Origin of the sequence: Leucobacter musarum subsp. musarum (assembly GCF_001273845.1) — a bacterium.
In the GTDB taxonomy this organism is placed as follows: Bacteria; Actinomycetota; Actinomycetes; order Actinomycetales; family Microbacteriaceae; genus Leucobacter; species Leucobacter musarum.
In genome coordinates this window covers 719,680-731,918 of sequence record NZ_JHBW01000087.1, presented here as the reverse complement: position 1 = coordinate 731,918, position 12,239 = coordinate 719,680, and the positions used below count along the sequence as shown (strand labels likewise).

At 67.2% G+C, this 12,239-nt stretch carries 16 protein-coding genes; 12 read left to right on the top strand and 4 right to left on the bottom strand.

Annotation, left to right across the window (positions count from 1 at the left end; translation table 11 throughout):
• Window positions 1-62: 62 nt before the first annotated feature.
• On the bottom strand, window positions 63-728 hold the full coding sequence (lexA, locus tag CH42_RS12340) for a transcriptional repressor LexA (RefSeq protein WP_053353416.1): 666 nt from the start codon (window positions 726-728) through the stop codon (window positions 63-65).
• A 259-nt stretch (window positions 729-987) separates the two neighbouring features.
• On the opposite strand from lexA, the gene CH42_RS12335 reads away from it, so the two are divergent.
• The 6 genes from CH42_RS12335 to CH42_RS12310 all read left to right on the top strand — a co-directional run bounded on the left by CH42_RS12335 (window position 988) and on the right by CH42_RS12310 (window position 5,582).
• Window positions 988-1,395 carry a LysM peptidoglycan-binding domain-containing protein gene (locus CH42_RS12335; RefSeq protein WP_053353415.1) on the top strand — a complete coding sequence of 136 codons (408 nt, stop codon included), beginning with the start codon at window positions 988-990 and terminating at the stop codon, window positions 1,393-1,395.
• 26 nt (window positions 1,396-1,421) lie between these two features.
• A complete protein-coding gene (locus CH42_RS12330; RefSeq protein ID WP_053353414.1) occupies window positions 1,422-2,510 on the top strand; it encodes a histidinol-phosphate transaminase in 1,089 nt (362 codons plus the stop codon).
• A 32-nt stretch (window positions 2,511-2,542) separates the two neighbouring features.
• Window positions 2,543-3,151: an imidazoleglycerol-phosphate dehydratase HisB gene (gene hisB, locus CH42_RS12325; protein ID WP_053353413.1), complete on the top strand. Its 609-nt coding sequence runs from the start codon at window positions 2,543-2,545 to the stop codon at window positions 3,149-3,151.
• A complete protein-coding gene (gene hisH / locus CH42_RS12320; protein WP_053353412.1) occupies window positions 3,148-3,795 on the top strand; it encodes an imidazole glycerol phosphate synthase subunit HisH in 648 nt (215 codons plus the stop codon). Before hisB ends, hisH begins: the two co-directional genes overlap by 4 nt.
• Window positions 3,796-3,866: 71 nt before the next feature.
• Window positions 3,867-4,613, top strand: a complete 747-nt coding sequence (gene priA / locus CH42_RS12315) for a bifunctional 1-(5-phosphoribosyl)-5-((5-phosphoribosylamino)methylideneamino)imidazole-4-carboxamide isomerase/phosphoribosylanthranilate isomerase PriA (protein ID WP_053353411.1) — start codon at window positions 3,867-3,869, stop codon at window positions 4,611-4,613.
• A 75-nt stretch (window positions 4,614-4,688) separates the two neighbouring features.
• Window positions 4,689-5,582 carry an SseB family protein gene (locus CH42_RS12310; protein WP_053353410.1) on the top strand — a complete coding sequence of 298 codons (894 nt, stop codon included), beginning with the start codon at window positions 4,689-4,691 and terminating at the stop codon, window positions 5,580-5,582.
• Between the two features lie 6 nt (window positions 5,583-5,588).
• On the opposite strand, the gene CH42_RS12305 is transcribed toward CH42_RS12310, so the two are convergent.
• From CH42_RS12305 to CH42_RS12295, 3 genes are read right to left on the bottom strand one after another with little or no spacing between them, the layout of a single operon-like run.
• Window positions 5,589-5,915: a branched-chain amino acid transporter permease gene (locus CH42_RS12305; RefSeq protein ID WP_053353409.1), complete on the bottom strand. Its 327-nt coding sequence runs from the start codon at window positions 5,913-5,915 to the stop codon at window positions 5,589-5,591.
• A complete protein-coding gene (locus CH42_RS12300; protein WP_239684037.1) occupies window positions 5,908-6,663 on the bottom strand; it encodes an AzlC family ABC transporter permease in 756 nt (251 codons plus the stop codon). Before CH42_RS12300 ends, CH42_RS12305 begins: the two co-directional genes overlap by 8 nt.
• A 22-nt stretch (window positions 6,664-6,685) precedes the next feature.
• The gene (locus CH42_RS12295) at window positions 6,686-7,075 is read right to left on the bottom strand and encodes a DUF1844 domain-containing protein (protein WP_053353407.1); all 390 of its coding nucleotides are present in this window, start codon (window positions 7,073-7,075) and stop codon (window positions 6,686-6,688) included.
• 192 nt (window positions 7,076-7,267) lie between these two features.
• On the opposite strand from CH42_RS12295, the gene infC reads away from it, so the two are divergent.
• The 6 genes from infC to CH42_RS12265 all read left to right on the top strand — a co-directional run bounded on the left by infC (window position 7,268) and on the right by CH42_RS12265 (window position 12,232).
• Entirely contained in the window at window positions 7,268-7,921 is a 654-nt protein-coding gene (gene infC, locus CH42_RS12290) for a translation initiation factor IF-3 (protein WP_075201432.1), read from the top strand.
• Between the two features lie 75 nt (window positions 7,922-7,996).
• The gene (gene rpmI, locus CH42_RS12285; RefSeq protein WP_024356294.1) at window positions 7,997-8,191 is read left to right on the top strand and encodes a 50S ribosomal protein L35; all 195 of its coding nucleotides are present in this window, start codon (window positions 7,997-7,999) and stop codon (window positions 8,189-8,191) included.
• Window positions 8,192-8,244: 53 nt separating this feature from the next.
• Window positions 8,245-8,628, top strand: a complete 384-nt coding sequence (gene rplT, locus CH42_RS12280; protein WP_053353405.1) for a 50S ribosomal protein L20 — start codon at window positions 8,245-8,247, stop codon at window positions 8,626-8,628.
• Window positions 8,629-8,729: 101 nt separating this feature from the next.
• A complete protein-coding gene (locus tag CH42_RS12275; protein WP_239684036.1) occupies window positions 8,730-9,563 on the top strand; it encodes a TrmH family RNA methyltransferase in 834 nt (277 codons plus the stop codon).
• Window position 9,564: 1 nt separating this feature from the next.
• Window positions 9,565-10,320: a LamB/YcsF family protein gene (locus tag CH42_RS12270; protein WP_053353404.1), complete on the top strand. Its 756-nt coding sequence runs from the start codon at window positions 9,565-9,567 to the stop codon at window positions 10,318-10,320.
• The gene (locus tag CH42_RS12265) at window positions 10,310-12,232 is read left to right on the top strand and encodes a 5-oxoprolinase subunit B/C family protein (protein ID WP_053353403.1); all 1,923 of its coding nucleotides are present in this window, start codon (window positions 10,310-10,312) and stop codon (window positions 12,230-12,232) included. Before CH42_RS12270 ends, CH42_RS12265 begins: the two co-directional genes overlap by 11 nt.
• The last annotated feature ends 7 nt before the right edge of the window (window positions 12,233-12,239 follow it).

Genomic DNA, 12,239 nt, shown 5'->3' with positions numbered 1-12,239 from the left:
GCGCACATCGATGAAGTGACGTGCGCGCCTCGGGTCGTGGGGTGCAGGGATTGGTTGCGTTGCTATACCGAGCGGAAGACCGCTACTACGCGACCGAGTACTTCGGCGTGGTCGCCGAGAATCGGCTCGAACGCGCTATTGCGCGGGAGGAGCCACGTGTGACCGTCGCGGCGACGGAATACCTTGACCGTGGCCTCGCCGTCGAGCATCGCGGCGACAATGTCGCCATTCTCCGCTTCGCGCTGCTGGCGAATGACGACGAAGTCACCATCGCAGATCGCAGCATCGATCATCGAATCGCCGACGACGCGGAGCATGAAGAGCTGGCCGTCTCCGACGAGTTGCCGGGGGAGCGGAACGATCTCTTCGACTTGCTGGTCGGCGGTGATGGGCACGCCTGCTGCAATCTGGCCGACGAGCGGCACGTATGCGGCTTCCTCGACCTGCTGGGTCGGGGCGTCTGCGACTGCGTTCGACGTCGAAGCGAGTTCGACGAGGATCTCAAGGGCCCGAGGGCGATTCGGGTCTCGCCTGATATAGCCGCCCAGCTCGAGGCGGCTGAGCTGATGGGTCACGCTGGAGAGTGAGGAGAGGCCGACCGCATCCCCGATCTCGCGCATGCTCGGCGGGTAGCCGCGGCTCTCGACGGAGCGCGCGATGCACTCGAGAATCGCCTGCTGCTTTTCGCTCAGGGGCTTCGTGGAACGGGGCACGGCGGTGTCGCTCATTGCGGTCCTTTCTCGAGCCCAGGGGGCTATCTGGCGGCGGCGATCCATGAATGTCGGTGGTGCCTGATTCAGTGATCCCGTTGACGAAACCATAGCCGCGACATTCGAACACGGGCAAACACGTGTTCGAGTGTCGGAGAAAAAGATCGAAACATATCTTCGAACTCGGGCTTGAAGTTTCGATTCATCGAATATATATTCGAAACAGATGTTCGCACGGATGCACGTTCGTGGCGATCACAACCGAAGGGACACCATTATGAGCGCAATCGCGACCCTGACTCACGAGGCAATGCCGGCGCCGCGCGCGGCAACGGCGGCGTTTCGACTGACACGTCGTGGCCGTATGGTGTTCGGCGCGCTCGCGACGGTGCTGGTTGCCGGAGTGCTCGCCCTGTTGGCAGCCTTCGCGGCACCGGAAGCGATGGCAACGGCGCAGGGCTCCGATGGTCAGCAGTTTGAATATGTGGTGGTGCAGCCGGGGAGCTCGCTCTGGTCGTTGGCGACAGAGCTCGACCCCTCCGCCGACCCCCGAGACCTGGTCTCGGAGATCGTGCAGCTCAACCAGCTCGACGGGTCGTCGGTGCAGGCTGGCGAGGCGATCGCTGTGCCGCTGCGATACTCAGAGAACCCGTTGGTCGTGTCGGGCGACGAACTCGGAGCCTGAGGTTCTCACGCCTCTAGACTGGTTCGGTGACCAGTCTGAGCGACCTTCCTCTCCGTGACAACCTCGTCGGCAAAGAGCCATACGGGGCTCCGCAAGATGCGGTTCCCGTCAGCCTGAACGTGAACGAGAACACGCATCCGATTCCGGAGCACGTCGCCATTGACATCGTGCAGTCGCTTGCACACGCGGTGACTGACGTGAACCGATACCCCGATCGTGAATTCACCGAATTGCGTGAGGCGTTGGCCGGGTATCTCGGGCACGGTCTCATTCCGGAGCAGCTCTGGGCGGCGAACGGGTCGAACGAGGTGTTGCAGCAGATACTGCAGGCCTTCGGGGGGCCTGGTCGCAGTCTCCTCAGCTTTACGCCGACCTACTCCATGTACCCGTTGCTCGCCTCGGCCACCGACACCGCGTGGATTCCGGTCGAACGCCCCGCCGACTACGCGCTGACGCCCGAGCTGGTGGTCGCTGCGCTGCGCGAGCACCAGCCCGACATCGCGATTCTCTGCGGCCCGAACAACCCCACCGGCACTCCGCTCGATCGCGCCGTCATCGAAGCGGCTTACGACGCCTTCGACGGCATGCTCATTGTTGATGAGGCCTACCACGAGTTCGATGCGCAGCACGAGAGTGCGGTCACGCTGCTCCCCGGGCGTCACCGGCTGATGGTGTCTCGCACGATGAGTAAGGCGTTCGCCTTTGCCGGAGTGCGCCTTGGCTATCTCGCGGCCGATCCCGCGGTTGTCGACGCGCTGCGGCTCGTGCGTTTGCCATATCACCTTTCCGCGCTGACGCAGGCGGCAGCCACGGCAGCGATTCGTCACGCCGATGCTATGCTTGCCACTGTCGCCGACATCCGGTCGCAACGCGATCGGCTGGCCGAGGCGCTGGTGCAGCTCGGCTACCGCGTGCACGATTCGGGTGCCAATTTCCTCTTGGTTGGTGGGTTCGCCGACCCCGAAGCGACCTTTGCCGCGCTGCGTGAGCAGGGCATCCTGATTCGCAACCTGAGTATTCCAGGGCACCTCCGCATCACGGCCGGTACCGAGGCCGAGACGAGCACGGTGATCGCCGCGATCGCCGCGCTCGGCGTCGGCGGAGCCCGCTCCTGAGCGAGCTCCCGCAGCCGGATAGACTGAACACCATGACCGCAGCACCGCGCACCGCCTCTCTCGAGCGTTCCACGAGCGAGTCGCAGATCAGCCTGAGCCTCAACCTCGATGGGTCGGGCAACTCCGACATCGACACGGGGGTTCCGTTCTTCGATCACATGCTGACGGCGTTCGCGCGCCACTCGCTCACCGATCTCACGATTCGTGCGACGGGCGATGTGCACATCGACGTACACCACACGGTCGAAGACACAGGCATTCTGCTCGGGCAGGCGATCCTCGCCGCGCTCGGCGACAAGTCGGGCATTTCACGATACGGCGATGCGCTCGTGCCGCTTGATGAGGCGCTCGCCCAGGCGGTTGTCGATATCTCGGGCCGACCGTACCTCGTGCACTCGGGCGAGCCCGCAGGGTTCGAGTTCCACCTGATCGGTGGGCACTTCACCGGGTCCATGGTGAGGCACTTCTTCGAGGCGCTCACCCTCAACGCACGTCTCACGGTCCACCTCCGTGTGATCGAGGGGCGCGACCCGCACCACATCGCCGAAGCGGAGTTCAAGGCTCTGGCGCGCGCATTCCGCGTCGCCAAGGCGCTCGACCCCTTGGTCAGCGGAGTTCCCTCGACCAAGGGTGCTCTGTGAGCGCAGGTGCTGGAGCCGGCAAGACGGTCGTCGTACTCGACTACGGTTCGGGCAACGTGCACTCTGCGGTGAAAGCACTCGTGCGCGCTGGTGCTTCAGTCGAACTCACGCGTGACCCCGCAGTGGTGATGGAAGCCGACGGCCTGCTGGTTCCCGGAGTCGGTGCGTTCGACGCGGTGATGCAACAGCTCAGCGCCGTTCGCGGCGACGAGTTGATCGACCGTCGTCTGGCTGGTGGGCGGCCGGTGCTCGGCATCTGCGTGGGCGAACAGGTGATGTTCGAGCGTGGCATCGAGCGCGGTGTCGAGACCGAAGGCCTCGGCCAGTGGCCGGGCACCGTCCGTGAACTTGACGCAGAGGTGCTGCCGCACATGGGCTGGAACACGGTGGTAGTGCCCGAGGGGTCGCGGCTCTTCGCCGGAATCGAGCAGGAGCGCTTCTATTTCGTGCACAGCAACGCGGCGACGGAATGGACGCTGGAGGGGCGCACGGAGGCGACCCGGCCGCTGGTGACCTGGGCCGAGCACGGGGAGCGCTTCGTCGCCGCGGTAGAGAACGGTCCGCTTGCTGCGACACAGTTCCACCCTGAGAAGTCTGGCGAAGCGGGCATCCGTCTGCTCCGCAACTGGATCAACACGTTGTAATCTGCACCCGCGCGTCTGTGCGCGGAACCGGCGCGTTGCGCGCGGAATCGACTCGAGGAGAATTCCACATCATGACCGAACTGGCCGAGGGCCCGAAGCTCCAACTGCTGCCCGCCATCGACATGGTCGACGGCAAAGCCGTGCGTCTCACGCAGGGCGAGGCCGGCACCGAGACCAATTACGGCAGCCCGGTCGACGCGGCGCTCGACTGGATCGATCAGGGCGCTGAGTGGATCCATCTCGTCGATCTCGACGCGGCATTCGGTCGGGGCAGCAACGTCGCGGTCGCGCGCAAGATCATCAAGCGCGCCGGGTCCGTGAAGATCGAGTTCTCCGGGGGCATTCGCGACGACGCCTCTCTCGAGGCAGCTCTCGATATGGGGGCGACGCGCGTCAATCTCGGTACCGCCGCGCTCGAAAACCCCGAATGGACCCAGGCCGTCATTGCGCGTTTCGGGGAGCAGATCGCCGTGGGTCTCGATGTGCGCGGTGAAACACTCGCCGCCCGGGGATGGACGCAGGAGGGCGGCAACCTCTGGGACGTGCTGGAGCGCCTCGAATCCGTGAATTGCGCGCGCTATGTCGTCACCGATGTCACGAAGGACGGCACGCTGCAGGGTCCGAACGTCGATCTCCTCGCAAAGGTCTGCGCGCGCACCGATCGTCCGGTCGTCGCCTCGGGAGGCGTCTCGAGTCTCGATGATCTCGCCGCACTGCGCCAGCTCGTCCCCGCCGGGCTCGAGGGGGCGATTGTCGGCAAGGCGCTCTACGATGGGGCCTTCACGTTGCCCGCAGCGCTCGACGTTGCCGGCCGCTGAGCCTGCTCGACTGACCGAGCACCGCCAGCTCGAGGCATCCTGAGCGGAACTCCGCGCAGGTGAACGGAGGATTCGATGGCCATCAAGAAACTCCCGTCGACGGGTGACGCGCCGCGAGCAACCGGTGTCCCCGAAAGTTTGGTCGCGGGGGGAAACGGCGATTCAGCGGGGTTCCCCTGGGAAGGGCGCACCTTCGATCACCACGACACCGCGTTCGCGGGTGATGACGGGAGCACCCCGGAGGGGGTGACCTCGCTCATCGAGGCGGTGCGGCGGTCGGCGGCGAGTGCCGCTTCCGCGGCGACAGCGGGCGACTACTGGGACGCCGTTCGCGATGTCGCAGATGCGCACGCCGACGCGATCGCCGGTCTCGGCACCGAACGGTTCCTCGTACCGATGCTCGCGGAAGCCGGCGCGCTCGGAGAGACGCCCGATGGGCGCACCGTCGAGAAATCCCAGGAACTCTCGATCGTCACGGTCGCGGCACCCGACGGTCGTCGGGTGCTCCCCATTTTCAGCTCAGTCGAGACGCTCGCCCACTGGAACCCGGAGGCTCGGCCGATTCCCGTGCCCGGTGCGCAGGCGGCGCTCGCGGCGGCGCAAGACGGTACCGCGATGATCATCATCGATGCGGGAACCCCGGAGCGTGAGTACGGAGTTCGGCGTACGGCGCTGCAAGCGCTCGCACTGGGGGAGCGCGTGCTTCCCGCCTGGGCTGACGCCGAGGTGCAGGAGGCATTCCGTGAGATCGGTTTGGCCGATCCGCGTATCGATTTGGTCTGGCTGGCTCCCGACGATCTGGAGGGCCGCCTACTCACACCCGAAGTATCGGTGCTGGTCCGTCTGAAGCCCGGCGCGGAAGCGGAGCTCGCGGATGTGCTTGAGCAGGTGCAAGCGCGAATCGCCGCATCCGAGATCGTGGCGGATCGCGTGGACTCCTTGTCTCTGCGTCCGACGCACGCGGCGTAGGCGCGCTCACCCGAAGTTGATGAGCAGGATGTAAGCGGCGGTGCCTGCCGCGATGCTGACGAGTGCGCGGCGGCGACTGATCAAATGCACGATGATGGTGATCGCGGTCGCGACGAGCACTGCCCACCAGCGCTCGGGCGCGGCGACGATCTGATCACGGAGCACGACCACCGCCAGGATGAGCAGAATGCCGGCGGGCATCCATGTGCCGAGTCGTGCGATGAATCGTGAGCGGCGCAGCGGCTGCACCACGGCGAAAGGCAGTGCGCGCAGCGCAAGCGTGATGACCCCGGCGGTTGCGATCGCGACGATGAGGAAGACGGTGTCAGGCATCGTGCCCCTCTGGCGGCTCCGTATGCGCCGCTGCGGTATCGCGCTCCCTGATGCGCTGCCACAGGAAGCGCCCGGTCAGGAGCGCCGTGAAGAGGAGGAGTGCGACGAGCAGGGCGTAGTCGGGGGCGGTAAGGAGTGCTGCGGCGACTGAGAGCCCGGCAAGGAGCACGGTCGGGATCTCGCGTGTTCCGCGTACGGCGTCGAGCGTCATGACGACGAACAGCGCGACGAGCGCGAACTCGAACCCCTCGATCGGAGCGGGCAGCAGGCCTGCCGCAGCGACGCCGAGCATCCCACCCGCCACCCAGTAGGCCTGCATGGCCAACTGCCCGGTCACGATGCGCGCGGAGGTCACTCCCGCGTCATCGCGGAGTACGTACGTGGCGTAGGCCTCGTCGATCATCGCGTAGATCGCGTAGGCCCGAGCGGGGCCTCGGTTGACGTGGTCGATGGGAAACGAGAGTGCGTAGAAGACGTGCCGGAAGTTCACGGCGAACACCGTGACCGCGATCGTCACGAGCGGCGCTGCGGTGGCGAGCATCGACACCAGCAGGAGCTCGACGGAGCCCGCGAACACGCCGATGGACAGCGCCGGGGCCACCCACCAGGGAAGGCCGGCCTGAATGACCAGCACGCCGAGCGCGAACCCGAGCGGAGCAATGCCGATGCCGACACCCAGAGAGTCGCCGATTCCCGCAGCGATCTGGGACCGTCGCGAGCCGCCAGGCTCCGCCGCTGCGCGCGACACGGAGTCTCGCACGAAGCTCGAGTTAGTTGACGGGCCCGGTGTACTTCTCGCCCGGACCCTTGCCCGGCTCGTCAGGAATTGCGGACGCCTCGCGGAAGGCGAGCTGCACCGAACGCAGCCCGTCGCGAAGCGGGCGGGCGTGCGAGTCGCTGATCTCGGGCGCACCCGCCGTGATCAGACCGGCGAGGGCATTGATGAGCTTGCGGGCCTCATCGAGATCGGTCTGAGTCTCGGGGTCATCCGCCAGGCCGCACTTCACGGCGGCGGCGCTCAGCAGGTTGACGGCCGCGGCGGTAATCACCTCGACCGCGGGTACCTCGGCGATGTCGCGCGTCGCCTGGGCGAGGTCATCGCGCTCATGCTCAGCGCCGGGAGCGGTCTCGTGCGGGTGATCGGCGGCGTGCTCGCTCATCGTGTCCTGTTCTTTCGCGCGGTAGGTGTGCTACCATAGGTTCGGTTCTCGGCGTTTTGCCGGGATACGGAAGAGGAGATTCTCCCACCCGGCACCGCTTTAAGGTTACCGGGTAGTTGACACCCCGCCGGTCATCCGGCAGCTCGACAAAGGGTGTAGGGCAGCGCGTGCGCGGCCCTGATCTCAATTTCCGTGGCTCCGCATCGGAGCGTCCACCCATTGAGATCAGAGGAGCCGGCGATCAGCGATCCCCGTACGAATGACAAAATCCGCGTCCCCGAGGTGCGACTGGTAGGACCCAGTGGCGAGCAGGTCGGCGTCGTGCCGATTGAGACTGCGCTGCGCCTGGCGGCGGATGCCGATCTCGATCTCGTCGAGGTTGCTCCCGGCTCGAAGCCTCCGGTCGCCAAGATCATGGACTTCGGCAAGTACAAGTACGAAGCTGCTCAGAAGCAGAAGGAAGCCCGTCGCAACCAGGCGAACACGGTGCTGAAGGAAGTTCGCTTCCGCCTGAAGATCGATACGCACGACTACGAGACCAAGACCAAGCGCGCTGTCGGCTTCCTGTCGCAGGGTGACAAGGTCAAGGCCATGATTCTGTTCCGCGGTCGCGAGCAGTCGCGTCCGGAGATGGGTGTGCGCCTGCTGCAGCAGTTCGCAGAAGATATTGCGGAATTCGGCACTGTCGAATCCAACCCCCGGATCGATGGCCGCAACATGGTCATGGTTGTCGCGCCGGTCAAGAACAAGTCCGAGGCCAAGGCGGAGCAGAACGCCCGCCGCGCCGAGGAGAAGGCCACTCGCCGGGCTGACAAGTCCACTGGAACGGTTCCGGCCGGCGAATGAACTGCGGGGCGCTGCTCGCGCAGCGCCCACCCGCAATCCGCGGCCGTGAGGCTCGCACACAACAAGGAGAAATCGATGCCCAAGCAGAAGACCCACTCGGGGGCCAAGAAGCGCTTCAAGCTCACCGGTTCCGGCAAGCTGATGAAGCAGCAGGCCGGCATGCGCCACAACCTCGAGGTCAAGTCCTCGAAGCGCAAGCGCCGCCTGAACGCCGAGCAGGTGCTCGCCAAGGGCGACGCCAAGCAGGCAATGAAGCTCCTCGGCCACTGAGCCGACGCGAGCGCACAGCTTTCATCTAAGAATTTTTGTAAGGAAGAACTGAAATGGCTAGAGTCAAGCGGGCGGTCAATGCCCACAAGAAGCGTCGCGTCATCCTCGAGCGCGCCGAGGGCTACCGCGGTCAGCGTTCGCGCCTGTACCGCAAGGCAAAAGAGCAGGTTATCCACTCGCTCGTCTACTCGTACAACGACCGTCGCAAGAAGAAGGGCGACTTCCGTCGTCTCTGGATCCAGCGCATCAACGCGGGTGCCCGTGCGAACGGCCTGACCTACAACCGCTTCATCCAGGGCCTGAGCCTGGCCGGCGTCGAGGTCGATCGCCGCATGCTCTCCGAGCTGGCCACCAACGAGCCCGCAGCATTCGCCGCGCTCGTCGAGGTCGCGAAGAACGCGCTGCCCGAGGACACCTCGGCTCCGAAGGCTGCGTAATCGTCGCATCCTGAGTCGGCTGCTCGCGCAGCCACACCGCAGAGAACCCCCGCTCCATTCGGAGCGGGGGTTCTCGCGTTTCACGCCGGTACGCTGGGAGCGTGAATGATGCGATCCTGAGCAACCCGAAGTCCGAGCGCGTACGCCGTATCGCCTCGCTCGCCCGCAAGAAGGATCGCCAGTATCACGGCCGCTTCCTCGTAGAGGGGCCGCAGTCGGTGCGCGAACTGCTCGTACACCGCGCCGATCTGGTGGAAACGGTCTATGCGACTCGAGGTGCCGAGCCTTGGCAGCCCGAGCTCGATCGACTCGCGTCCGAGGCGGGCGTGCGTCTCGAGCACGCAACGCCCGAGGTGATCGCGGCAATGGCCGAGACCGTGTCGCCGCAAGGAGTGGTCGCCGTCGCGCGGATGTGGGAGAGCGATCTCGCCGAAACTCTGTCGGGCGCGCGGCTGGTGGCGATCCTGCACGAGATTCGCGACCCCGGGAACGCCGGCACCGTGTTGCGCGCCGCCGACGCCGCCGGTGCAGATGCGGTCGTGTTCGCGGGAGAGAGCGTTGATCCGTTCCACCCGAAGGTCGTGCGTTCGACGACTGGGTCACTCTTCCACCTGCCCGTCGTGGTCGCCGGGAGCCTTGCCGAGGTCATTGGGGCCGCTCGCGAGGCCGGCCTCGCGTCCATTGCGGCGGATGTACGGGGAGCTGACCTGCTCGCCGCCCGCGTCGACGGGGTACTCGACGGCCCGGTCGCCTGGGTGTTCGGCAACGAGGCGCGGGGCCTCACCGAGGCGGATCGAGCGCTCGCCGATCGATCGGTGCGGCTCCCGATCTACGGAGCCGCAGAGTCGCTCAACCTCGCCACTGCGGCGAGCGTGCTGCTCTACGAAACGGCGTTCGCGCAGCGCGCGGCGACCGGCGAAGCCGCGGGCGACTGAGATGCCGGTCATCGACCTGAACTGCGATCTCGGTGAATCGTTCGGGGCGTACACGTTCGGCAACGACGCCGCCGTGCTCGAGACCGTGACGAGCGCGAACGTCGCCTGCGGGTTTCACGGAGGCGACCCGCACGGCATGCGTGAAACGTGCCGAGCGGCAGCGGTGGCAGGGGTGACGATCGGCGCGCATCCGGGGTACCGCGACCTCGCTGGTTTTGGGCGCCGCTTCATCGAGTACGCGCCGCAGGAGTTGACCGATGAGGTGATCTACCAGCTCGGTGCGCTGCGCGCCATTGCCCGCAGCGTCGGCGAAGATGTCGCGTACGTCAAGCCGCACGGGGCGCTGTACAACGCGATCGCGACGCACGAGGGGCAGGCGCAGGCGGTGGCCGAAGCCGTCGCGGCGTTCGATGCGGCGCTGCCGCTCCTGGTGCAGCCCGGCACGGCGATCGCGCGGGCGGCGACGCACGCCGGAGTGCGCGTGATCGCCGAAGCGTTCGTCGATCGGGGGTACGCCGCCGATGGGCGCCTGGTGCCGCGAAGCGCGCCCGGTGCGCTGCTCGACCATGACGCTGCGGTCGCGCAGGCGATCGAGATCGCCGCGCACGGCAGAGTCACCGCGATCGATGGATCGGTCGTCTCGCTGCCCGCTGAAAGCCTGTGCCTGCACGGTGACCACCCGTCGGCCGTGCAGCTCGCGGCCGACGTGCGCGCGGCGCTCGAGGCACGCGGAATCGAGATTCGCAGTGCCGTCTGACGATCCGTTCGGTGCGGCGCCGCCCGGGGTTGGCGCCCCGCTGATTCGGCCAATCGGCGACCGCGCGTGCATCATCGACCTGCCCTCGCTGGACGCGGTGCTCGAGATGGCCGAGTCGTTGCGCGCGGCGGCGCTCGACGGCGTGATCGACATCGTGCCGGCGTCGCGCACCGTGATGATGCGGTGCCGTGATCGGCGCAGTCTGCGGGCGGCGATGGACGTCGCGCGCCGGGCAGCGGCGCAGACGAGCGGCGCCCGCGATGCCGGTGCACCGGGGCGTCATTTCGAGGTTCCCGTTCGCTACGACGGGATCGATCTCGCTGAGGTGGCGCGGCTGACGGGGGTGAGCGTCGATACGGTGATCGCCGCACACACGGGCGCGTCGTGGACGGCGGCCTTCGGCGGATTCGCCCCGGGATTCGTCTACCTCACCGGGGGCGACGAGCGTCTTCGCGTACCGCGTCTCGATACGCCGCGCACGACCGTGCCGACCGGGTCCGTCGCGATCGCCGCGGAGTATTCGGCCGTGTATCCAGGCGCCTCGCCGGGCGGATGGCGGGTGCTCGGGCGCACCGACGTGCCGTTCTGGGATGCGGAGCGCGAGCCCGCGGCGCTGGTCGCACCCGGCGACACGGTGCGCTTCCGTGCGGTGCGGGAAGCGGTCGAGGTGCTCCGGTCGCCGGTCACTGAAGCGCCCGTTTCTCGTGAGATTGCGGATCACCCGGAGCCGAGCGACACCGCGCTGCGGGTGCTCGACCCCGGTCTGCTGACACTCGTGCAAGACGCCGGGCGGCCAGGCTTTGCCGCAGTCGGGGTGACCGCCTCTGGAGCCGCCGATCGCGGTGCATTGCGGCGGGCCAATCGTGCGGTGGGCAATGCCGATGGTGCGGCGGCGTTCGAAACGCTGAATGCCGCGCTGTCGATTCGGGCTGAGCGGCCCATCAACGTCGCCCTCGCGGGTACGAACGCGCATGTCACGATCGTGGACGCTTTAGGGCTGCATCGCGTCGTTCCCAATGATTGCGCGGGGAGCGGCCTGATCGAACTCGCTGCGGGGGAGACCCTCGAGGTCGGGGCCGCGACTCGTGGGCTGCGAAGTATCGTCGCCGTGCACGGCGGCCTCGCGGTGCGTACGGTGCTGGGCAGTGCCGCGCACGACACGCTCTCGGGGCTCGGCGTGCCGCCGGTCAGCGCCGGTCAGTGCTTCGGGCTGGGCACGGCTGACGGTGCGACGCGCGGTGCGGCACATGGCGCGGATGCAGTCGGCGCCGATGGTGCGGTTGAGACGGCAGACGAAGCCGGAGGCTGGGTGCCCGTCGAACCTCGCGCCGACGGAGTGTGCGTGCTGCGCTTCGTGCCCGGGCCGCGCGCCGACTGGTTCGGTGCCGAGGCGCTCGAACGGTTTGCCGGTGGCACCTGGTCGCTTTCTGCCGATGCGAATCGGGTCGGGCTGCGGTTCGACGGTGCGCCGCTCGCGCGCGCGAGCAACGCCGATCTGCCGAGCGAGGGGACGGTGCGCGGGGAGATTCAGGTGCCGCCGAACGGTCAACCGGTGCTCTTCCTCGCCGATCACCCGGTGACCGGCGGGTACCCCGTGATCGGCACCGTCGTCGACGCCGACACCGACCTCGCCGCGCAGTTGCGCCCGGGCGACGCGGTGCGCTTCGTGCCGGTCGAACCCGATGCGATGCCGGATCGTCGTGCGTTCGAGCGACAGCCCGCAGTGCACCGCCGCACCGGCGCACCCGTGCGCTTTTCCATCGAGGTCGATGGGCGCCGGCGCGCCGTGTCGCTCCCCGAACCCGTCGCCGCGGCGCTCGATCAGGCATGGGTGCAGGGGCAGGTCGACGCCGTCGACGTCTTCGCCGCCGCGCTCGCCGCAGCGACTGCCGAAGCGCACGACCGACGGTAAGATCGTT

Bases quoted from the DNA above. Each gene is read 5' to 3' on its own strand.
- lexA (WP_053353416.1), bottom strand. From the start codon at position 728: ATGAGCGACACCGCCGTGCCCCGTTCCACGAAGCCCCTGAGCGAAAAG.
- CH42_RS12335 (WP_053353415.1), top strand. From the start codon at position 988: ATGAGCGCAATCGCGACCCTGACTCACGAGGCAATGCCGGCGCCGCGC.
- hisB (WP_053353413.1), top strand. From the start codon at position 2,543: ATGACCGCAGCACCGCGCACCGCCTCTCTCGAGCGTTCCACGAGCGAG.
- priA (WP_053353411.1), top strand. From the start codon at position 3,867: ATGACCGAACTGGCCGAGGGCCCGAAGCTCCAACTGCTGCCCGCCATC.
- CH42_RS12310 (WP_053353410.1), top strand. From the start codon at position 4,689: ATGGCCATCAAGAAACTCCCGTCGACGGGTGACGCGCCGCGAGCAACC.
- CH42_RS12305 (WP_053353409.1), bottom strand. From the start codon at position 5,915: ATGCCTGACACCGTCTTCCTCATCGTCGCGATCGCAACCGCCGGGGTC.
- CH42_RS12295 (WP_053353407.1), bottom strand. From the start codon at position 7,075: ATGAGCGAGCACGCCGCCGATCACCCGCACGAGACCGCTCCCGGCGCT.
- rpmI (WP_024356294.1), top strand. From the start codon at position 7,997: ATGCCCAAGCAGAAGACCCACTCGGGGGCCAAGAAGCGCTTCAAGCTC.
- rplT (WP_053353405.1), top strand. From the start codon at position 8,245: ATGGCTAGAGTCAAGCGGGCGGTCAATGCCCACAAGAAGCGTCGCGTC.
- CH42_RS12270 (WP_053353404.1), top strand. From the start codon at position 9,565: ATGCCGGTCATCGACCTGAACTGCGATCTCGGTGAATCGTTCGGGGCG.